The organism is Bacillus sp. FSL K6-2861 (assembly GCF_038630725.1).
Taxonomy (GTDB): domain Bacteria; phylum Bacillota; class Bacilli; order Bacillales; family Bacillaceae; genus Bacillus; species Bacillus velezensis.
The window spans coordinates 1,992,489-2,013,699 of record NZ_CP152037.1 but is presented as its reverse complement, the minus strand read 5'-3'; the positions used below and the strand labels follow the sequence as shown (position 1 = coordinate 2,013,699).

Annotated in this window: 15 protein-coding genes; 7 read left to right on the top strand and 8 right to left on the bottom strand. The window is 39.8% G+C overall.

Annotated features, from left to right (window positions below; translation table 11 throughout):
* Positions 1–22 precede the first annotated feature (22 nt).
* A complete protein-coding gene (gene adhP / locus NYE62_RS10000; RefSeq protein WP_064107773.1) occupies positions 23–1,039 on the top strand; it encodes an alcohol dehydrogenase AdhP in 1,017 nt (338 codons plus the stop codon).
* Positions 1,040–1,189: 150 nt separating this feature from the next.
* Here the strand turns inward: adhP and NYE62_RS09995 are convergent, their stop codons facing one another.
* Complete coding sequence (locus tag NYE62_RS09995) at positions 1,190–1,690, bottom strand: DinB family protein (protein ID WP_144664875.1); 501 nt, start codon at positions 1,688–1,690, stop codon at positions 1,190–1,192.
* A 63-nt stretch (positions 1,691–1,753) separates the two neighbouring features.
* A complete protein-coding gene (locus NYE62_RS09990) occupies positions 1,754–2,668 on the bottom strand; it encodes a YafY family protein (protein WP_043021128.1) in 915 nt (304 codons plus the stop codon).
* 388 nt (positions 2,669–3,056) lie between these two features.
* On the opposite strand from NYE62_RS09990, the gene NYE62_RS09985 reads away from it, so the two are divergent.
* Complete coding sequence (locus NYE62_RS09985) at positions 3,057–3,224, top strand: hypothetical protein (protein ID WP_012117628.1); 168 nt, start codon at positions 3,057–3,059, stop codon at positions 3,222–3,224.
* Between the two features lie 48 nt (positions 3,225–3,272).
* Here NYE62_RS09985 and NYE62_RS09980 read toward each other — a convergent pair whose 3' ends face one another.
* Positions 3,273–3,458 carry a hypothetical protein gene (locus tag NYE62_RS09980; protein WP_061890627.1) on the bottom strand — a complete coding sequence of 62 codons (186 nt, stop codon included), beginning with the start codon at positions 3,456–3,458 and terminating at the stop codon, positions 3,273–3,275.
* 812 nt (positions 3,459–4,270) lie between these two features.
* Between NYE62_RS09980 and NYE62_RS09975 the strand changes: the two genes are divergently transcribed.
* The gene (locus NYE62_RS09975; protein ID WP_072589120.1) at positions 4,271–4,369 is read left to right on the top strand and encodes a YjcZ family sporulation protein; all 99 of its coding nucleotides are present in this window, start codon (positions 4,271–4,273) and stop codon (positions 4,367–4,369) included.
* A 788-nt stretch (positions 4,370–5,157) separates the two neighbouring features.
* Here NYE62_RS09975 and ppsA read toward each other — a convergent pair.
* The 3 genes from ppsA to xylA form a co-directional block, all read right to left on the bottom strand.
* A complete protein-coding gene (gene ppsA, locus NYE62_RS09970; RefSeq protein WP_095352122.1) occupies positions 5,158–7,755 on the bottom strand; it encodes a phosphoenolpyruvate synthase in 2,598 nt (865 codons plus the stop codon).
* Between the two features lie 174 nt (positions 7,756–7,929).
* The gene (gene xylB, locus NYE62_RS09965; protein WP_342497463.1) at positions 7,930–9,429 is read right to left on the bottom strand and encodes a xylulokinase; all 1,500 of its coding nucleotides are present in this window, start codon (positions 9,427–9,429) and stop codon (positions 7,930–7,932) included.
* Positions 9,430–9,564: 135 nt separating this feature from the next.
* On the bottom strand, positions 9,565–10,902 hold the full coding sequence (xylA, locus tag NYE62_RS09960) for a xylose isomerase (protein ID WP_342497462.1): 1,338 nt from the start codon (positions 10,900–10,902) through the stop codon (positions 9,565–9,567).
* 263 nt (positions 10,903–11,165) lie between these two features.
* Between xylA and NYE62_RS09955 the strand changes: the two genes are divergently transcribed.
* Positions 11,166–12,320, top strand: coding sequence for a xylose repressor (locus NYE62_RS09955; protein ID WP_342497461.1), 1,155 nt, complete (start codon positions 11,166–11,168; stop codon positions 12,318–12,320).
* Positions 12,321–12,463: 143 nt separating this feature from the next.
* Here NYE62_RS09955 and xynB read toward each other — a convergent pair whose 3' ends face one another.
* Together xynB and NYE62_RS09945 are read right to left on the bottom strand one after the other, a co-directional pair.
* Positions 12,464–14,065 (bottom strand): xylan 1,4-beta-xylosidase, encoded by a 1,602-nt coding sequence (gene xynB, locus NYE62_RS09950; protein WP_342497460.1) that lies wholly within the window; start codon positions 14,063–14,065, stop codon positions 12,464–12,466.
* A 42-nt stretch (positions 14,066–14,107) separates the two neighbouring features.
* Complete coding sequence (locus NYE62_RS09945) at positions 14,108–15,499, bottom strand: MFS transporter (protein WP_063095190.1); 1,392 nt, start codon at positions 15,497–15,499, stop codon at positions 14,108–14,110.
* Between the two features lie 559 nt (positions 15,500–16,058).
* Here NYE62_RS09945 and NYE62_RS09940 point away from each other — a divergent pair.
* The 3 genes from NYE62_RS09940 to NYE62_RS09930 all read left to right on the top strand — a co-directional run bounded on the left by NYE62_RS09940 (position 16,059) and on the right by NYE62_RS09930 (position 21,203).
* Positions 16,059–17,153 (top strand): L-dopachrome tautomerase-related protein, encoded by a 1,095-nt coding sequence (locus NYE62_RS09940; protein ID WP_342497459.1) that lies wholly within the window; start codon positions 16,059–16,061, stop codon positions 17,151–17,153.
* Between the two features lie 1,106 nt (positions 17,154–18,259).
* Positions 18,260–19,315 carry a DUF4917 family protein gene (locus NYE62_RS09935; RefSeq protein ID WP_186314452.1) on the top strand — a complete coding sequence of 352 codons (1,056 nt, stop codon included), beginning with the start codon at positions 18,260–18,262 and terminating at the stop codon, positions 19,313–19,315.
* 61 nt (positions 19,316–19,376) lie between these two features.
* Positions 19,377–21,203 carry a T7SS effector LXG polymorphic toxin gene (locus NYE62_RS09930; protein ID WP_144664879.1) on the top strand — a complete coding sequence of 609 codons (1,827 nt, stop codon included), beginning with the start codon at positions 19,377–19,379 and terminating at the stop codon, positions 21,201–21,203.
* Positions 21,204–21,211: the final 8 nt, after the last annotated feature.

Here is a 21,211-nt window from a genome sequence, read left to right as displayed (position 1 = left end):
ATATTCGAAAGGGGTGCATGATTTGAAAGCAGTAGTAGCAACAAAAGACAAAAGTATAGCGATCGTACAAAAAGAATTACGTCCTTTGCGACATGGTGAAGCCAAAGTTAAGATGGAATACTGTGGTGTATGTCATACTGACTTACATGTTAAAAATGCTGATTTCGGGGATGTTACTGGCGTCACTCTAGGTCATGAGGGAATAGGCATTGTAACTGAGATCGGTGAAGGTGTAACAAGTCTGAAAAAGGGCGACCGCGTCTCTATTGCCTGGATGTTTGAAAGCTGCGGCTGCTGTGAATATTGCCTAACTGGCCGTGAAACCTTGTGCCGCGATGTAAAAAATGCCGGCTATACAGTTGACGGCGCAATGGCTGAAGAAGCAATCGTAGCGGTTGATTATGCAATAAAGGTGCCGGAAAATTTAGATCCTGCAGCAGCAAGCAGCATTACTTGTGCAGGTGTAACAACTTATAAAGCCGTTAAAGTCAGTGAAATTAAGCCAGGTCAATGGATCGGTGTATTTGGAGTCGGCGGTTTAGGCAACTTGGCTGTTCAATATGCAAAAAATGTCTTTAACGCTAAAGTAATTGCTTTCGACATTAGCGATGAAAAATTGAATTTTGCTAAGAGCTTAGGCGCTGATGCGGTTGTAAACAGTTTAAACGAAGACCCCGTCGCTAAAGCAAAAGAAGTGACTAACGATTTAGGGCTTGATGCTGTGGTCATCACGGCTGTCTCTAAAACCCCTTTCAATCAAGCGATTGATGTTGTAAAAGCAGGAGCCCGCGTAGTCGCTGTCGGTTTACCGGTGGACAAAATGGATTTAGATATTCCCCGTCTCGTGTTAGATGGAATTCAGGTAGTAGGTTCATTAGTAGGTACCAGAGAAGACCTGAAGGAAGCTTTTCAATTTGCTGCAGACGGTAAAGTTGTACCTAAAGTGACAAAACGCTCGATCGAAGATGTGAATGATATTTTTGAAGAAATGGAGCAAGGTAAAGTGACCGGCCGCATGGTTATCGATTTTACTTCCTAATCATTAAGGCTGCCGGGAATGATACGGCAGCCTTTGATCTCGATTCTTGCTCGGCGCCCCACCCAGACTGAATGAGACTTTGTCATTTAGTTCAGAAAAGAAGCTCTACAGATCATTCGGCGGTTATTCATTTTGCAAGTATTCTCTGAACTAATCCTGAAACCAATATAATGCAAGGTCATTCATTGCCGAAGCGTAGCCCTGCTGTCTTAACATAGTTGTTATGCTGCCCCGATGATAAGTTCCGTGATTGGCAACATGGAATAAAATTTCTGAGTAAGCAGTTTCTCTGTAACCTAACCAAGGATTATTTAAGTTCATTTTTTGTTCTACATCTGTTTGGCTATTCATCCATTCTTCAAACTGTGAAGCCAGTTCTTCATAAGACGCCGCAAATTCATCTGCAGAATATAAATGAGCCCTTTCCGCATAAGCCATAGAACCTTCCAATGCTTCCTGCATGTCTATTCCTTTAAGTACTTGCAGCCACATAACATCCACCGCGCAGATGTGACTGAACGTTTGAGCAATTGTAGGATATGAACTGTGAACCTCTTCATAAAGGACATTACTTGGTAATTCCTTTATTCTTTCTAATAACGCTTTATTCGCCCAAACATGGTACTGATACATGTTTTTCGCATGGTTCATTTAACATCTCTCCTTTAAAGTTGATACTTGTGATTATAAAAAAAGATATATGACAGCACATTGTCATACATCTTTATAAATTTTCATTATTTTTTCGGCTTCATCCATTAAAATTGATTGCAGTTCCACCGGTTTTATAATTTTAGCGCCACTGCCAAAGCTCAAAAGAATTGATTTAAGCCATCCGGCATGCTGAGGCCGATACACAGAGATTGTAAACGTCATACTTCCATCTCTGTTCATGACTTTTGAAGCGTTCTGAAATTGATCTAATACTTTAGCTATGGAATTAGGATTAACCCAAATGACTACATTCGCAAACCCTTCCAGGTCGGATTCTGAATAAGATGGTTCATCTTTCACTTTGTGACTGCGCAAAAACTCTTCTTGAGAAAGCGTTATATTCATCATACGTGATACTCTAAATTCTCTATCATCTTGACGTTCTCTGCAGAAGCCATATACATACCAATTACGAAACTTATAATGAAGGTGGATAGGTTCTGCTTCACGTGATGTAAATTCATTTTTATTACTGACATAATCAAAGCGTACTACCTTTTTTTCCTGTATAGCTTTTCGCAGCCGGATTAATGAATTCGGTTCTGTTCTAAGGCTTTCCAAGTTAACATACAAAGTCCTGCTGTTTTCGCTTGTATCCAGAGATTTTAATCTATCTATCGTGTGTTCAACTTCCTTATCTTCAAAAACACTCGACAAACTGCTTAATACTGTAATTAAATTCAATACATCATGAGAACCGATTAAACTTTTATCAAATTTGTATCCTCTCATTATCCCAAAACCGCCGTTAGCCCCTTGATATGAAACGACTGGTATTCCAGCTGCACAAATCGCTTCGATGTCTCTATAAATTGTCCGCGTTGATACTTGAAATTCATCAGCTAAACTGGAAGCAGATAAAATTTCATTATGTAAGAGCTTGAATATGATTGATAACAAACGTTCTAATTTCAATTCTCAATTCCTTTCCTTATTAGGGTTGGAAGTGCTCTTTTGGCTCTGACACATTTATGCCGCTCACCTCCTGTCACTTCAAGACACCACGCAGAAAGCTTAATTTTTCCACCTAACCGTCGAATTACCATATGCTTTTTACTTTGCGACACCGATAAGCCCTTCTATTGCTTCATCTGATATTCAATAAAACGGCTGTTGAACCTTTTCTTATGTATACAGCTTCATCTTCACTAGTAATTTGAGGCCCAATTTAATCTACATAATAGTTCACTGAATCTCTCAACAATTTTAGATAAACATCTTCTTTTTATAGAGATGTTCGTTCTATCGACATCCTTGTGATAAATATGGTAAAATTTATAGAAACAAAGGAGTGTTGTTACATATGAGTCTTATCATTTTAGCATCCATGCTTTTATGGGGTGCAGTGATCCACGAGCTAAACAAACCTTCAAAAAAACAAAGTAAACGAAAAATGATCCCTTTGGTATCCCTCAGTTCTTTATCTACTTTAATCATCACAATTTCGCTTTTTTCTAATTTAATTGGTTGATATTTGTTATGAGGAAACCCGCCAGAGGTTCCTCATAACACTAAAAACCTACTCACTGCACTTTTTACAGCAGACCTTATCAGAGTGTTTGCTTAACACTTTATCCATTCTCCCCACAGGCATCTTCTTCTCACTCGGAAGTGTAAGATAAGCTGTTATCTCATCCCCTGATTTTAATGTTTTTCCGCAGATAGAGCATTTTAACTCATTATTAAAGAAATTTTTTAATCCCATTCAGAAGCCTCCTTATTTACCTTTATAAAGTAATACGTTAATGCTTTATAAAAGTTTCAGGTTAAAGAAATACTCCTTGCCTGGGAATATACTTCGTTTCAGTTGATCCGCAGCCGCCCCGGCATCGTTATACCCTCGCTCAATCAGGAAGCTTCTTCCTTATATCCTCCACGACATTAAATGCGGGGAAAACGTTCATTCAGGAATTCAGCGTTAACCAAAAAGGAGAATACATCCTGAAATATGATAGCGGCACCGGTGATAGTGTCGATGGTTTCTTTAGAGATCTGTTAAGATCTAAATTCCGTTAGGAAAGTCGGCAGTTTTGCCGACTTTCTTTTACAAGCATTCTGCAGGAATAAACGTAAAGTTCCGAATAAACATACGACCTTTTTGAAACGGAAACTTTATCTGCACCACAAACCCGCAAGCAGCCTCCTTGTATCGTACCTTCCGTCCCTTTGTGATTTGTTTTGATTTGTCGTATACTGCGCTTGCCCGGGAAATGATGAATATTTTCGTTAACTATAATTTCCCTGTACCTCACGTATGTGACTTTGCATGATGAAGTAACTTCATGCTCACCACTTTCATACACAGTTTTATTGCATGTTTAGCCATATCCCTCCTCTTTAAACAGCAAACCGTCCCATCCATTTCTCTCTTTCAGTTAACCTCCCATTATTTTATTGTTTTAGAAGCTCTTCATTTTAGACATAACATCCATTTTTTCTTATTTAGACTTAAATCTATGTCGAATTTTATCGTCCGGCATATTATGTACTATCCTAACAACAGGAGGTGGCAATAATATGGGGAACTACGGTGGAAATTATGGCGGAAACTCTTTCGTATTGATCGTTGTGCTGTTCATTTTGTTAATCATTGTAGGTGCTGCATTCCTTTTCTAGCACATTGACGATTTATATTCGTCTCCCAAACATTGCATCCCTTAGTTCGGACAGACGCCATAAGAAGTTTTATGGCGTTTTTACTTTTTAAAAAAACCAATCTGAGATAAACATTTTTTATTTTCACTCTGGTAATCTGGTAAGCGGGAGAGTTTCCACCCCTGCCTGCGCAAATATTGCCGCTATGAAGAATGAGGCGAACAATCCAAAAGGTGTTGTGACCCATTCTTTAAAATCGATTCCGAAAATCAACAATTCGCAAGCAGTTCTATATAAAATAGCTACACCAGTGATTGCCCATTGGCTAATATTCTTATCGCCTAAACAATCTGATACATATCCAGTCCAACACTTAGCACTCAGCATGTTTGATGATGAGCCCGTTGTATCTTCTGCAGACTTTTCTCTTTCAAAGACACCAGACTTATCTTCATCTTTAACGCCAACCCAAAATGTCATTTTGTTTTGAATAAAGACTTGTTCATGAACATAGCCCCTAAATAGTTGTTATTAATTCATCAGGATTACAGATGTTGTGAACTTAAAAAGGATATTACTCACCTCCTTTATAAAATTGTCATTCGTTAGATTTAGTCACTGAATCTTTTTTGTTGTTTGGTATCTTAGCGGCCTTCCACACTCATTTAAAAAGGGTCCGCCCACAAAATACGGTGTTCACACATTAAGTCATTTTCACATAAAAAAACCGAATTCCTCCTTTAAGAGGTTCCGGTCTTTTTTAGTTAAAATGCGGGAAATATCTGGTGACGTGCTGCACACACCCGCTATTATAATATTTCAACAGAGCCTTCTGTTCCATGAACGCGTATTCGCTGCCCATCTTTTATCAATTGGGTTGCATTTTCAACTCCGACAACTGCAGGTAAGCCGTATTCACGCGCGATAACCGCTCCGTGGGTCATCAGTCCGCCAACTTCAGTGACCAGGCCTTTTATGGATACAAACAATGGTGTCCAGCTGGGATCAGTATAGGAGGTAACTAATATATCCCCATCTTCCAAATCGGCATCTTCCATGTTTAAAATAACCCGTGCCCGCCCCTCTATGACTCCCGAGGAAACAGGCAGCCCTGCAATCGCTCCGGCCGGGAGATTTTCTCGTTTGTACTCGCCTGTAACGATTTCACCGTCAGACGTGATAACACGCGGCGGAGCTAGTTTTTCATATACTTTATACTCGCCTTTTCGTGTGCTGATGATTTGGTAATCCAATTTATGTGTGCGTACGACTTCCTGAAGTTCTTCAAAAGTGAGATAGTATATGTCTTCTTTTTCATGAATAACGCCCGCTTCTGCGAGTTGTTCGGCTTCTTTCAGTAAAGCCTGCTTATAAACGAAGTAGCGGCTGATCATGCCGTATTTTGGATATTCCCTGAACCCGCTGAAGTTCCGGATGATGCGGATCATTCGTTTAGTTTCTTTGGCTTTTTGTTCACCATCCGGTAATTGCTTCAATCGGTCTAATAACTCTTGTTCTTTCTTCAATGCCTCCTGCCGCCCTTGCTCAAATTTCCGCTGGCTGGCATTTGGCTCAAAGTTTTTGAGATTATTAAGAATCATAGGGACAAGTGCAGTTGGTTTTTCGCTCCATCGAGTTCTTGTCATATCAATTTCTCCGGCACATCGCATTCCGTACTTGTTGAGATAAGCATAGATAGCGTCACGGGTTTCCTGCCCGCCTTCAAACGTCACCAGCCCATCCAAAAAGTGATCATCTTTTACATTCTCTAAATAGGCAATGACTTCTGGGTAAGGGCGGATCACATCGGCGACGTCCAATAGCGCAAGCCCCATTTCTGAAGTAATATTATGGGGTACAGATTGAGAAAGCGTATCTGCTGCGTTTTTTTCACCTAACCACTCGTTCATTTTTTCGTTAATCCATGATGAAGCATCCATTGCAGTTCGAATCAACACCGAACTTTTTGGGTTAAATAGAATCTTCTTTAATTCCTGGATATCTTCCAAAATAAAACGAAATAAATCATATCCTGATTTCGTCTGGATGTTTTGTTTTAACTCTTCTATCGATGCTTGACTGCTCTTAATCAAATCAGAAACAATTGCCGGATCGTTTTCAGCTTGTTCCGGCATATCTGCATTGCCTTTGCCGGGAATCGGTGCCGTTTTATCAGGTATCGGCTTAATGAAATCATCTCGCTCTATTATGGTCATAAGTGCGTCTTTTAAGAGCGGATCGTGCTGCCCCATGCCTTTTAAGAAAACTTCTCTGACAGTAGGGGATGCCAGTTGATGTGTGACATCAACGAATAGCCTTCCGCCGGCTTTACGCATAGGTGCAGCAGTCGTCAACAGAAAAAAAGACAATCCAAGGGGTTTTATGGGATCCGTCATCATTTGCTGATGACCAACAGAGATATAGACGTGATTTTCTTGATCGTTCGCTTCAGGAACGGGGTATAACGTTGTGATCGGCCGGCTTTGGACAATATAAAAAGTATCGCGGTCCAAACACCATTCGATATCTTGCGGCTGGCCGAAATGAGCTTCGATCTGTCTCCCGATACGTGCCAGCTGTAAAATTTGTTCATCAGTCAGTGTTTGAATCTTTTGCTGATCAAGAGCGATCTCCTGTGTTTCTGTTCCGCCTTCTTTTCGTCCATAGATAGCCAATTTTTTAGTTTCTATTCTCTTATCGACGATTTGCCCGTCCTGTACTTTATAACAATCGGCAGAGACTAAGCCGGAGACCAGTGCTTCACCAAGTCCAAAACCGGCATCGATGGATAGCAGCTTTCGGTTTCCGGTCATCGGATCAGCGGTAAATAAAATTCCCGAAGCCTGTGGGAACACCATCCTTTGGATGATAACGGATAAATAAACTTGGCTGTGATCAAATCCATTTTGCATACGGTAAATGACCGCGCGATCCGTAAATAGGGACGCCCAACATTTACTGATATGCTGCAAGATCGCATCGACGCCGGTAATATTTAAATAGGTGTCTTGTTGACCGGCAAAAGAGGCATGCGGTAAATCCTCAGCTGTCGCACTGGAACGTACGGCATAGGCATGTTCTTCGCCGAACCGGGAGAGTTGATAAGCAACTGCTTTGACTACATCTGAAGGAATTTCTGTTTCCATAATGGTTTGCCGGATTTTTTTGCTGACTTCACCAATTTGATCCCGATTCTCCACTTTCAGCATGGTCAGTTGATCCAACAGCGCTTGTAACGTTTCGTTTTGTTCAATGGCTTTTTGATATCCTGCGGTTGTGACACAAAATCCTTCCGGTACTTGTATTCCTTGAATTTTTGATAATTCCCCTAAATGTAACCCTTTTCCTCCAACGAGCAAAGGCTGTGTTTTTTCAATTTCGTGAATGCCGAGAACCAAAGAACTCATTCTATATCTCCCCTTCAAAAAAATTTGACAAGAGCTTTCCAGCATGATATAATCATAATATAAGATGGATAACTATGACTTTTCACACAAAAAACGCGCGTGTTCTGATTATATCACCGTGTCTGTTTTTGTGCAATATAAAAAGAACCTGGCCAATTTGGCGAGGTTCTTTCTTCATTTTTGTCGAAAGCTCTTTAAAGCTGTATTGAGATCTTTTGTGTGAACGTAAATGTTCTTATACAACTCGAATAGTTTTTTATATTTTTGAACATTTTGTTCTTTTGGATAAAATGCAGCTGCTTCATGAATGAACTGCTCTGCACATTCTTCAAGAGAGTCAAACCACCCGCTTCCGAAGGCAGCTAACATCGCAGCCCCCATGGCGGGACCTTGTTCATTCTCTAACTTAACAACCCTCGTATTGAAAATATCAGCCTGCATTTGAAGCCACGTTTCATTTTTAGCTCCCCCGCCAATAGAGACAACCGTATCAACTGATTTTCCCGCTTCGCGGAATAGCTCAATTGATTCATATAAAGAGAATGTGATGCCTTCCATTATCGCCCTCAAAAAGTGCTCTCTTTTATGGGCTCCGTCCATTCCGATCAAGCTTCCCCGAATAGATGAATCAGCATGCGGGGTTCTTTCACCGACTAAGTAAGGAGTGTACAGCAGTCCATTTGCTCCTATCGGAACAGATTCCACCCCCCGTAATAATTGTTCAAACGATTCGTTTGGCGCAAACGTTCTTTTAAACCAGTCCAAGCTGTACCCTGCAGCGAGCGTGACTCCCATCGTATAAAAAGAATCCTTCTTTCCATGATTAAAAAAGTGCACTTTCCCTTTAAAGTCCCTTTCTTTGTCTTCTTCACAGGAAAGTATGACTCCTGACGTCCCGATACTGCATAATGTTTTTCCGGAAGAAAGAATACCGGCTCCGACAGCACCGCAAGCATTATCTGCTCCCCCGGCGTACACTTTTGTTTTTTCCAACAGCCCAGTCTTCGCCGCAACGCTCGGAAGCAGCGATCCTACACAGTCATGGGATTCAACAAGCGGAGGACAAACTTCCGCTGAAATACCAAATTGATTGCAAATCTCATCGCTCCACTCTTTGCGGGTCATATGTAAAAGTAACGTTCCCGCCGCATCGGAGTATTCAGTGTGAATGGCGCCAGTCATGCGGAATCTCACGTAGTCTTTCGGGAGCAAAAAAACAGCGGTTTTGTGAAAAAGTTCAGGCTCATGTTCCTTCACCCATAACATTTTAGGTAATGTAAACCCTTCAAGGACACGGTTTTTTGTGATATCAAGCAGACGATCGCCAAATGTCTCGGTTATCCTGCTACATTGAGGCGTCGTTCTGGTATCATTCCAAAGAATCGCATGACGCAGCACCTGCCGATCTTGATCAAGCAGTACTAACCCATGCATTTGTCCTGAATAGCTAATCCCGTCAATATCCCCGGCTTGAACGTTGGATATCGAAATCAATTCAGCCAATGCTTCAATTGTTTGCTGCACCCAGTCTTCAGGATTTTGCTCACTATATCCCGCCTTCTCTTGGATGAGCGGGTAACATTTGGACGTTTCTGCACAAACCTTGCCGTTTTGATTGACTAAAATGGTTTTAACGGCACTTGTTCCAAGGTCTATTCCAATGACATACTTCATTTTTTCACTCCTTCCTCTCTAAATAGATCCCCATTGGAATGGCCCGCCATAACAGTAACTTCATGACGGGCAATTCCGGGAACTTGGCTGCCTGCATATTTTTACAGCGGGATCTGGAGCTTCTTTTTTCATTTGTTATACCTCTAAAATGTATTGATTTAATATCGCTTTTAACCGCTCCTGTCTCCCTGATTCATTTTTAATTGGCTGATTGTTCAGCGCATATTGCTCAAGTGTCTTAAAATTAGCTCTTCCTTCTGCAATTTCAAGACCAATCCCTTCAGTAAAGCTGCGGTAACGGTGTTGAATCACATCTTCAAACACACGATCTTCGATTAATTTGTGGGCGGCTTTCAACCCTCTTGCAAATGTATCCATCCCTGCAACATGGGCATATAGTAAATCATCAGGCTCAAAAGAAGATCTCCTGACCTTTGCGTCAAAGTTTAATCCTCCGCTTCCAAGACCGCCATTTTGCAGGATTTCGTACATTGCTAATGTCGCAGAATATAAATCTGTCGGAAATTCATCTGTGTCCCAGCCTAAAAGCGGATCACCCTGATTCGCGTCAACAGAGCCAAGCAAGCCATGCACTCTCGCCATGCGTAATTCATGTTCGAATGTATGCCCGGCTAATGTGGCATGATTGGCTTCGAGATTTAATTTAAAATGATTGTCTAACCCATATTGCTTTAAAAAGGCAATGGTTGTTGCTGCGTCCGTATCATATTGATGGGTGGCCGGTTCTTTTGGTTTTGGTTCAATCAAAAACTGCCCTGTATACCCGATTTCCTTCGCATAATCCACTGCCATATGCATAAATCTGGCCATATTATCAAGCTCAAATTTTAAATCGGTATTTAACAAAGTTTCGTACCCTTCACGTCCGCCCCAAAATACATAGTTCTCGGCGCCAAGCTCTTTTGCTGTTTCTAATCCTTTTTTTACTTGGGCTGCGGCATACGCAAATACATCTGCATTACAAGAAGTCGCCGCACCATGGACGAAACGGGGATTCGTAAACATGTTTGCAGTATTCCATAATAGCTTAACGCCGCTGGTTCTCATGTAGTCTTTTATCATGTCCACGATTATATCCAGATTTTGATTTGTCTCTTTTAACGTACTTCCTTCCGGTGCGATATCCCGGTCATGAAAAGCAAAAAATGGCGCATCCAGTTTTTCAAACAGCTCAAACGCTGCATCTACCCTCGCTCTCGCCAGATCCATGCCTTTATAGTGATCCCACGGTCTCTGCATCGTAGCTGCACCAAACATGTCTGTGCCGTCAGCGGTAAATGTATGCCAATAGGCAATAGAAAATCGCAAATGCTCTTTCATCGTTTTTCCGCCAATTACTTCTTGAGAATTATAGTATTTAAATGCTAAAGGATTCGTGGATTCTTTCCCTTCGTAAATCACTTTGTTTACGCTTTCAAAATAGTTAACTGAACCGGAATGAGAGTGAGCCATGTGTGATTTCCCCCTTAAAAATAAATTGTAAACATGATCATTCAAATACAAATGCTTTTATGTCATGTTGCACATTAGTTTGTTGCCTAAACAAACTAATTTATTTTCATCTTATATAACCTCATCAGTATTTTCAATATTTTTTTTAGTTTTTTACGAACACATTAGATATAATAAAGGTTGGATTCGCTATGTACTGCGTTTCGCACGATAACACAGAACGTTCAACTTAATTTAAAGATTATACAAATGGAGTGGATGAAGTGGATATCGCTGATCAAGCCTTTGTCAAAAAAGTTAACCAAAAGTTATTACTAAACGAAATACTTAAAAATTCACCTATTTCAAGAGCAAAATTATCTGAAATGACCGGATTAAATAAATCAACTGTTTCGTCACAGGTAAACACATTAATGAAAGAAAACCTCGTATTTGAAATAGGACAGGGACAATCAAGCGGCGGCAGAAGACCTGTCATGCTTGTTTTTAATAAAAAAGCAGGATACTCCGTAGGAATAGATGTTGGCGTGGATTATGTTAATGGCATTTTAACAGATCTTGAAGGGACGATCGTCCTTGATCAACACCACCATTTGGAATGCAATTCTCCAGAAATCACTAAAGATATTTTAATTGAGATGATTCATCACTTTATTGCAATTATGCCGCAATCTCCATACGGTCTTATTGGTATAGGGATATGCGCGCCCGGGCTGATTGACAAAAATCAAAAAATTGTTTTCGCTCCGAACGCCAACTGGAGAGATATTGACCTAAAATCTTTCATCCAAAAGAAGTTCAATGTGCCCGTTTTTATTGAAAATGAGGCAAATGCCGGCGCATATGGAGAAAAAGTATTTGGTGCGGCAAAAAATCACGATAACATTATTTATGCAAGTATCGGTACAGGAATAGGGATCGGTGTTATGATCAACAATCATTTATATAGAGGGGTTGGCGGATTCTCTGGAGAAATGGGACATATGACAATAGACTTTAAGGGTCCTAAATGCAGCTGCGGAAACCGAGGATGCTGGGAATTGTATGCTTCAGAGAAAGCTTTAGTAACATCTCTTCAGACGAAAGAGAAAAAAGTGTCCAGCCAAGATATCATAGACCTCGCCCATCTGAATGATGTTGGAACTTTACAGGCATTACAGAATTTTGGTTTCTATTTAGGAATAGGCCTGACCAATATTTTAAATACATTTAATCCGCAAGCCATCATTTTAAGAAACAGCATCATTGAATCGCATCCTATGGTTTTACATTCAATTAAAAGTGAAGTGTCATCCAGGGTTTATTCCCAACTAGACAATAGCTATGAATTATTACCATCTATCTTAGGAAAAACTGCCCCTGCTCTAGGAATGTCCTCTATTGTTATTGATCATTTTCTCGACATGGTTCATAACTGAAATGTACATACTTCTATGTTTTACGCTCATCTTTAAAGATGGGTTTTTTTATTCTAGGCGTATTTCTGAATCAATACTGACATAGGCACCTTCTAATATGAAAAAGGAGTTCTAAAATAGAAATCTCCTTTTTCATGTGCTAATTATTTTTCTTTATAACGAAAATATCTGAAGTCGGCCGGAATATGATTTCCGCTCGTATCTTGGCACTGCATCCCAACAAAAGCTCCTGTAAAGAATCCCCCGCCGCGGATGTAATCATCTGATAATTTTTTCGATTCTAATGCAATGTCGATTTTGTGCCAATCTTCTTTGTTAAATGAATAGAAATAATAATATTTTTCGTTTTCAATATTCACTTTTAAATAGACATACTTGACTTCACGAGGAATCACAATTTTATTTTTTAACGGTTGTGAAAAAGAAAAGTTATCACATATCGTTAATTCAAGAATACGGCCAAGTTCTTCATCATACGTGACTTGAAGAGCCGTCCAATTCTCTGTATTGTAATAGTTCACCAAACCAGCGGCTTGCTGAAAATTTTCCGGATAAAACGCAACAGCCGTTTCCGCTTCAAAATGGAGGCTTTGCCAGCGTCTGGCTACAAATGCCTGAGTAAATGTCGAAGTTAAGGATTCATGGCCATATAATCGTAAATGATTTGGCGCTTGAGTTAATGAACCTAATTTCTCCGTAAACGGGATTCTTAACGTTTGAAAATTAATATTTAATGTTGCATCCTCAAATTCATCAACTTCCGGATACGTGTCTTCAAACATTGTTTCAGGTATAGAAGGCGCATCCACCTCCAAGCTCCCTTCTTTTCCGCCTTCTACATAAGGCCAGCCATCTTTCCAATAGAGTTTTTGAATAGCAGTTTCTCTGCCCAAAGGACAATATCCCCTCTGCTGAAAAATTGAATCATCGTCCGGATGAATGGGACGTCCCGTTAAATGAGCTAAATACCACTCACCTGTATGTGTTTGTACAATGGATGCATGTCCGCATTTTTGCAGCGGATTTTCCGGCGCATGCCATGACGTTAAGATAGGATTACCGGGATGAACTTCATATGGGCCCTCAATATTTGCAGAACGGGCAATTGTAGCAGCATGTTCGAACCGCGTTCCTCCTTCTGCAGTTAATAGATAATAATAGTTCCCGATACGGTAAAGGTGCGGCGCTTCTGTCAGCTTTCTTTCAGTTCCTTTAAAAATCACTTTCGGTTTACCGATTAGTTTTTGCTCCTTATCAGAATATTCCTGCATGACAATGCCTCCAAAGGAGTGCCGATCAATACGCTGATCCCATAACATATTTAATAAATATTTTTTCCCATCCGTATCATGGAACAAAGAAGCATCAAAACCCGAGCTGTTTAATGTGATCGGCTCCCCCCAATCACCATCAATCGTGTCACAAGTCACTAAATAATTGTGGCAATCTTTCCAGGCGCCATCTACAACCTTAACATCCGTATAGATCAGCCAAAACTTTCCGTCGCTGTAACTTAAACATGGCGCCCAGACCCCGCCTGAATTAGGATTTCCTTTCATGTCTAATTGCGAAACTCTCTGTAATGGATGTGCAACTAAGTGCCAATTGACTAAATCTTTTGAGTGGTGTATCTGGACTCCCGGAAACCACTCAAATGTAGATACAGCGATATAATAATCCTCTCCAACCCTGCAAATACTCGGATCGGGGTTGAATCCTTTAAGTACTGGATTGATAATCTTCATTTTGAACTCCTCCTCAGCTATTTTCTGTTGACTCATCATGTTTTAAGCTTTGAAATCGTCAATATGATCCAAATAAACTTTGTCTCTATTCTCTAATTCTCGAACCATGCTTTTATATTTTTTCTCATCTAAGTTATAGAAATTAATATCAATCATGGCCAGAACCAGTAAGAACACGGGAATAATGGTTGTTGTAATTAAAATTCCCGTCAATGCCTCCGGCGTTTGCACCTGATTTGCCACATATCCAAACTGATCTAGAACCAAACCCGGTACAACTCCTCCCAAGGCCATGCCGAATTTAAAGAAAAATCCGATAATAGCGTATATGAGACCGCCCATTCTTTTCCCGGTCTTATACTCTCCATATTCTATTGTTTCAGGAATAAGCGCCCACATATATCCCCCGGCAGTGAGACTTCCTGCAGCAGCCAGCAATCGAAAGGAAAGTATCAGGAATACATTACTTGACGGAACGAAAAGTAAAGCTAAGAGGCCGATCATATTCAGTAATAATGCATAGTTTAGTAATTTCTTCTTCCCTAATAATTGATGAAGCTTTGGAATAAACGGTAAAATGACCAAAGCAGGCAAACTTCCCAACAAACCGTACCACTTCACTAAATCCGCTCTTTCTAAATTATACGTTACGTAATAGATGCCAACCGAATTACTGATTGAATTCACTCCAAAAATAATAATAAAGAAAATACTTAATACAACTAGAGGCCGATTAACACGAAATTGCTCAAATATATCCGAAAATTTAATTTTTTCTTCCGATTTTTGAAGCGTGACACGCTCTTTTGTGCTTTTAAAACAAAAGATTAAAAGGCACCCGCCTATAACTCCCATAATACCCATGGTTAGCTGCCAGCCAAGAGATTCGCTGCCGGAATTATCGCTTAAATAAGCAGCCAGTAAGGGAACACAAAATGCAACGACAAGTCCTCCAAGATTCGCAAATAACATACGGACAGACGTTATACTAACAACTTCTTGATTATTTCTGGTCATTGCAGATGTTAACGCGCCATATGGCACGTTTATCATGGTGTATGTAAGCGATAAGCCGACATAGGTGATATAGGCATATATTAATTTCCCCATATCCGAAAAATCGGGGGTTGTAAAACAGAGGATGGCCAATATGACAAAGGGAAAAGCTCCGAATAAAAGATACGGTCTGAAGCGGCCAAACCTGCTATTTGTTCTGTCAACTATTGTTCCAATAAAAGGATCAGCGAGAGCGTCGATGATTCTAACCACTAAAAACATCGTACCGGCTGCTGCTGCCGATAAACCAAAAACATCTGTATAGAAGAACAAAAGATACGTAGACACTGTTGCATAAATTAAATTACAAGCAAAATCTCCAGACGCATATCCAACTTTTTCAACCATGCTGATCTTCTTTACATTTTCACTGAGCATGATTTCTCCCCTTTTCGATCCTTTACATAAGGAACATGATGAATGGTATAACATTTTCTTTAAAATTATCGGCCAGTGAGCGGCATATAAAAGCGCTTTCAAAAAATGATAGCGGTTTACTTTCACAGCGCATTTTCAACATCCAAATGGTGATCAGATAGCAGTGAACAGGATAAAAGCTTGGCTTTCGCTTTTTATATACCTCCAATTAAATCGAGCCTCTTATCCCCCTCCCATTTAAGACCTTTACATGATGGACAATTAAAGTGGTTTTATTAGTTTGTTGATCAAACAAACTAACTTGATTTCATATTATAAAATCTTTTCTGCTTTTTCAACTCTTTTTTCAGAGAATTTAAAACCGGCAAAGGACATGTTGTAATTGCCGACTGCTTCGACAGACGTTAAGTAAAAACCCCCCTGTGTCACCTGACTGATTTATTAAATGATAAGCACTTCCATCATCTTTTGTTTAGAAAAACTTATTAAGAAACATGCACTTGAAAAAATGCGAATCATATATAAGTGATATCCCGTTTAATTGGTTGAGGAGGATATTATGAAACCTATGCTGCCTTTTGAAAAATATTTTGGGGATTTAGAACTGGTATATGTATTTTATGGAGCTATGCCTACCGGTGTTACTGTTTCAGAAACTGGTCGTATTTTCATTTGTTTTCCGAAATGGGGAGACGATGTTAAATTTACGGTGGCGGAGATAATTGGGGATAAATTGCAGCCTTATCCTGATTTACAAACCAATTTGGTTAACCCTGAGAATATCAAAATGACTTTCATCAGTGTCCAAAGTGTAGTTACTGATGGAAGAGAAACGCTTTGGGTACTAGATACGGCGGCACCCAATTTTTCTGAACCAATTAAAGGCGGGGCAAAATTAGTCGCTGTTGATTTAAAAACCAATACAATCAGAAGAATTTATACCTTTACAGAAGATGTTGTCCTTCCAACAACTTACCTGAATGATGTCCGATTTGATTTTCGTGTTGGAACTGCAGGTTATGCCTATATAACGGATTCTTCTTCCAAAGGACCAGGAGCTATTATCGTCGTGGATTTAGAAACCGGAAACGCATTTAGACGGTTAAATGGAGCAAATCCAACTTCACCGGATTCCTATTTTATACCGAAAGTAGAAGGCAAAATTTTGATGAATCGTAACAGGGATGGTTCAACTTCCCCATTTAGGCTGGCATCCGACGGTATTGCGATTTCTCCCGACGGAAAGGTATTATTTTTTTGTCCCCTGACCAGCCGTCATCTGTTCTCGATCTCAACAGAAGCCCTGAGAGATAGAAATATATCGGACATGGATTTACTTTATCATGTGGCGTATTGGGGAGAAAAAGGCGCGTCTGATGGAATGATTACAGATGCGAAAGGAGCCATTTATGCCGGAGATTATGAGAACAATAGTATTCGAAAGATGCTGCCGAATGGCACAATGGAAACCATCGCACATGATCCGAGAATTTTATGGCCGGATACTTTTTCGATTGGTCCGGATGAATACTTATATGTCATCGTGAACCAATTACATCGGCAGGCTAGATTTCATTATGGAAAAGACTTACGACAGAAACCTTATAGTTTACTTCGTATCAAAATTGATGAATTTCCTGCTCCTGCTTTTTGAAAATAAAAATGGCCGGTTCAATTTTTTAGAACATAATTGGCTTCATTTAGCCTTCATCCTAAACCGAATAAGGGATTACAATAAATACGTGTCCTCAATTATGGAGTTAGATTCATAACTTCATTTTTTTTGATCATATTTTGGTCAAGGACAAAAATGTTGTTCTTTTAATCTTATGACCAAAACCAAAAAATCCCCTGACACCAATAGTGCCAAGGGATTGAGAGATTAATACTGAGACATGTATTGTTCGCGCTCCCACGGATGAACCTGTGTGCGGATTATAACCTAGGCAATATTGCAATGTCATAGTGCATGATAAATGTTGAATTACAGACTTTTTATTATTTCTCTTCGAATAAGAAATCATCAAGTATATTATATTTGTGGGTGTTTTGTGGGTGTTTTGTGGGTGTCTTTGTGGGTGCCCACATCTATTCATTTTTGGATTTTTATTGTAATCTAAAGATATACATATAAAGGGAATAACACCTTAAACAATCGAGTAGAGGTTTTTAGGGGGGAATAAGAAATAATGGGCAGACGCTCCCTCTCTTTGATAGAACTACTCTGAAAACGAAAGGAATTTCGCGTGAAGGGCTTATGAGGGGGTGGTAATTTCGTGAGGTTGCGGATATCATAAACGTAAAAAACACCCCTTCCGATTTAAGGAAAGGGTGTTTTCTAACTTATGCTTTCTGAATTTTTTGTGGATTTGTCTATCCAATTGACAGCTATGTTCTGCCTGCAACGTTTGCAGGAGGCGTTTACCTTCCCATTAGCCACCCCATTTTTTTGGTAACCGCAGTTTGGACACGTATATCGAGCCCCGCCTTTCGCAGCAGCGAAAAAAGGTAGGCTCAATATCAATAAGACTGCGCCGGCAAAAATTCCGATGATAGTCAGGCTCACAAGTAACGCGCTGGCTAAAAGAAATAATCCAACCAATAAACACAGGATTCTCCCGATTCCGAAACGAGGTTTTGTAACAGTGATTGTTTTGTATTCCACTTATTGTACCTCCGAAATTTGTTATTAAAAGTATACTACTCTGTTTAACTTGTACGCAACGCGGCGCATAATAAACAAAATGAGGTGTTATAACATTGAATAAGTTCGAAGACATAGTTACAGATCATCCCGAAGTATTAGATAATTTTTTGTATGGCAATGGTTTTTCACAAGCTATTAACCGCGGTTTTGGTTACATAGGGTTTTATGAAAAGATAAAGGATGAATTAACTTCTGTGGATAGAGAACTGTTTGAAACAGTATTAAACACTACAAATTTCGAAATGGTACTTAATTCTCTCTTGAAAACAGAAGCGGTGAATAATGCATATCAAATATCGTCTGATCACCTGCACGAAAGTTACCGTAATATTAAAAACCTTTTAATTAAAGCTGTAAAGGACATGCATCCGCCTTTTTGGGACGTAAATCAAGATAAGATAGCTTGGACTTTTCACATGTTTAGGCAAAATATTTTTACCACAAATTATGATCTATTGACATATTGGGGTTGCGCTCCTATGTTTGACGAAAAATTAGTAAGCGATGGCTTTGGCTGGAGGTCTTACCATGATCAAACAGTAATTTTTTCAGAAGAGGTATTTGAAAAGACAAATAAGCTGAGTGTATTTTACCTGCATGGAGCCCTTCATTTTTATGAAGAGTATGGAAACATAAAAAAAACCCCGTCCTCCGGCGACTTGTTAATGGCAATAACAGAACAATTTGAAGAAAAGAAGTTCCCCTTATATGTTTCGGAGGGTAATTCCAATATGAAACTGACACAAATAAAGCAAAATCCGTATCTTTCATATTGTTATAGAAGTTTAAGGCGTATTAGCGGCGGCTTAACTATATTCGGTCAGGATCTCAATGAAGAATATGACAGGCATCTTATTAAAGCCATATCAGATTCAGAAACGGAATACATTGCATACGGGATTTATGAAACTGAACAAAATCCTGCAAAGGATGTCAGTCATAAAATTGAAAAATTATTCAGAAGCACTGATAAAACATTACTCTTCTTTTACTCAAAGAGCCTTTTTGACTATGCGAAAGCAAAAGCAATTTCCAGTTTCCCAGGCTTTATATCTCGTAGTTTCATAGACTTCCCTCCCTTCGTACCGCCAAAGCAGGTTAACAGTTAACTGCAGGCACGTCAATCATATGGTAAAATCTTGTTATAAATCCATATGAAAGGGTGTGTCTATGAAAGTTTTTGAAGCGAAAACATTACTTTCTGCCGCAGAAAAACGTGTAAACGAGTATAAAGAGTTACGGCATCAGATGATCGAATTGAAAAAAGCTTTCCAAGGTGTTGCCGATCTGGGTGCCGATGAGTTTTCCGGAAAAGGCGCGGATAATATAAAGGCGTACTTTCAAGACCATGCTGGATTTGCCGACCAGTGGCTCGATCTTATTAACATGAAAATCGCATTTCTCACAAGCCTTCCCGGCAAAGTCGAAGAAGCAGGTCTTTCCCAGTCTCATGTAGAAGAATCATTTCTGGAGCACGAGCTCACTCACGCCTTGAATAAATCAAAGGCGATTATGGAAGAGCAGAAAAAGGATATGCGCTCCATCCTCGGTGAGATCGAAGACATCATCTCGCTCGATTTGTTTTCAACCGAGAGCACAGATCAGAAGCTTACTTCAGCTGACAAAAAAAGAAGCGAAACAATACATAAACTCAGCAAGCTTGATCACGATCTAACCAGAGAATACGCAGAAACCGAAGCGAACGAACAGTTCATCCAAGCTGACTTCCAGCAGCTTCAAAACGCCACAGGCAAAGGGAAAAACGCCACTCCCCTTCACTACAACGCCAAGGCGTACCGTGAAAGCGACATACATAAGAAAAAAGGCGAGATTGCAAGACACTCTGATGCTTATCTTACGATTAAGGAAAAAGAAGCAAGGGAACGTGAGATTGAAAAACTGAAAGATAGACTGAACAATTTCGACTATGAGAATGCTGCTGAGTTCTACTCAATGGCCAAAACGATCGGTTATGAAAACCTGACAAAAGAACAGCAGCGATACTTTACTCAAATTCAAAACACGCAAGAACTCACAGACGGTTTCAAAGGGGTTGCAGTCGGCCTTTATGATGTTGGGAAAGATACTGTGTTAGGGCTGAAAGATCTCGCTGTCGGCGCTTGGGACTTTTATCAGCTCTCTGATGAACAAAAGGTTGTTAAAACGATTTCTACTGTATTGAATACTCCGTCTTACGCAAAAATCATATGGACACACCTAGCCGATTCGTGGAATGATCAAATGGTGAATGGTGATACGTACTCTAGAGCGCACTACGTCTCCTATGCGGTGGGCAGCCTTGTCGGCCTGAAAGGTGTGGGCTCGACGGTTAACGTATCAAGCAAACTCGCAAAAACAGGCATCTCCAAGGTAGGAAAAGTATTGGAGCCTGGCGCTGCAAGCCATGTACACACAGGAATAAAAAACGGAACAGACTATATCAACTCTTTATTGAAAAATAAAAACGAACCTGCCCTTGTTGTAATAGCGAAAGATATTGAAAACACCTATAACGTAAAAAACACCCCGCTTTTAAAGAAAGAAATTCAAAAAAAGCAAGATATGCTGACACAGGCCGCGCCGTTCACACATAAAGATGCTTTTGGAAATACAGTAACAACTAACTTAAAAAATGGTCATTTAAAAAATGATGTGCATCCTATAACAGGTATACCTTATGATAAAGATGGTTTTCCAATATTTGATCCCGTTGTAGAAGTGAAAATTGATAAATCATTATATCTTGAAAAAGATACTGTACAGTTTAAAAAAGCAACCGAACTCCTGTTGCAAGAAATCAACAAAAATCCCGAGTTGAGAAATCACTTTACAGAAATGCAGTTGAAGCAAATTATAAAAGGGAAAAAACCAAGAGGGTTTACGTGGCATCATCATCAAAATGAAGGTATAATGCAGCTAGTTGATTCAGATATACATGGTAAGACAGGGCACACTGGCGGAAGAAATATCTGGGGCGGAGGTTCCGAATACAGATAAAGGAGAGT

What these genes read in the sequence shown, in the direction of transcription:
- NYE62_RS09975 (WP_072589120.1), top strand. Translation starts at nt 4,271, where the DNA reads ATGGGGAACTACGGTGGAAATTATGGCGGAAACTCTTTCGTATTGATC.
- ppsA (WP_095352122.1), bottom strand. Translation starts at nt 7,755, where the DNA reads ATGAGTTCTTTGGTTCTCGGCATTCACGAAATTGAAAAAACACAGCCT.
- NYE62_RS09940 (WP_342497459.1), top strand. Translation starts at nt 16,059, where the DNA reads ATGAAACCTATGCTGCCTTTTGAAAAATATTTTGGGGATTTAGAACTG.
- xynB (WP_342497460.1), bottom strand. Translation starts at nt 14,065, where the DNA reads ATGAAGATTATCAATCCAGTACTTAAAGGATTCAACCCCGATCCGAGT.
- xylB (WP_342497463.1), bottom strand. Translation starts at nt 9,429, where the DNA reads ATGAAGTATGTCATTGGAATAGACCTTGGAACAAGTGCCGTTAAAACC.
- NYE62_RS09945 (WP_063095190.1), bottom strand. Translation starts at nt 15,499, where the DNA reads ATGCTCAGTGAAAATGTAAAGAAGATCAGCATGGTTGAAAAAGTTGGA.
- NYE62_RS09985 (WP_012117628.1), top strand. Translation starts at nt 3,057, where the DNA reads ATGAGTCTTATCATTTTAGCATCCATGCTTTTATGGGGTGCAGTGATC.
- NYE62_RS09980 (WP_061890627.1), bottom strand. Translation starts at nt 3,458, where the DNA reads ATGGGATTAAAAAATTTCTTTAATAATGAGTTAAAATGCTCTATCTGC.
- NYE62_RS09995 (WP_144664875.1), bottom strand. Translation starts at nt 1,690, where the DNA reads ATGAACCATGCGAAAAACATGTATCAGTACCATGTTTGGGCGAATAAA.
- NYE62_RS09930 (WP_144664879.1), top strand. Translation starts at nt 19,377, where the DNA reads ATGAAAGTTTTTGAAGCGAAAACATTACTTTCTGCCGCAGAAAAACGT.
- xylA (WP_342497462.1), bottom strand. Translation starts at nt 10,902, where the DNA reads ATGGCTCACTCTCATTCCGGTTCAGTTAACTATTTTGAAAGCGTAAAC.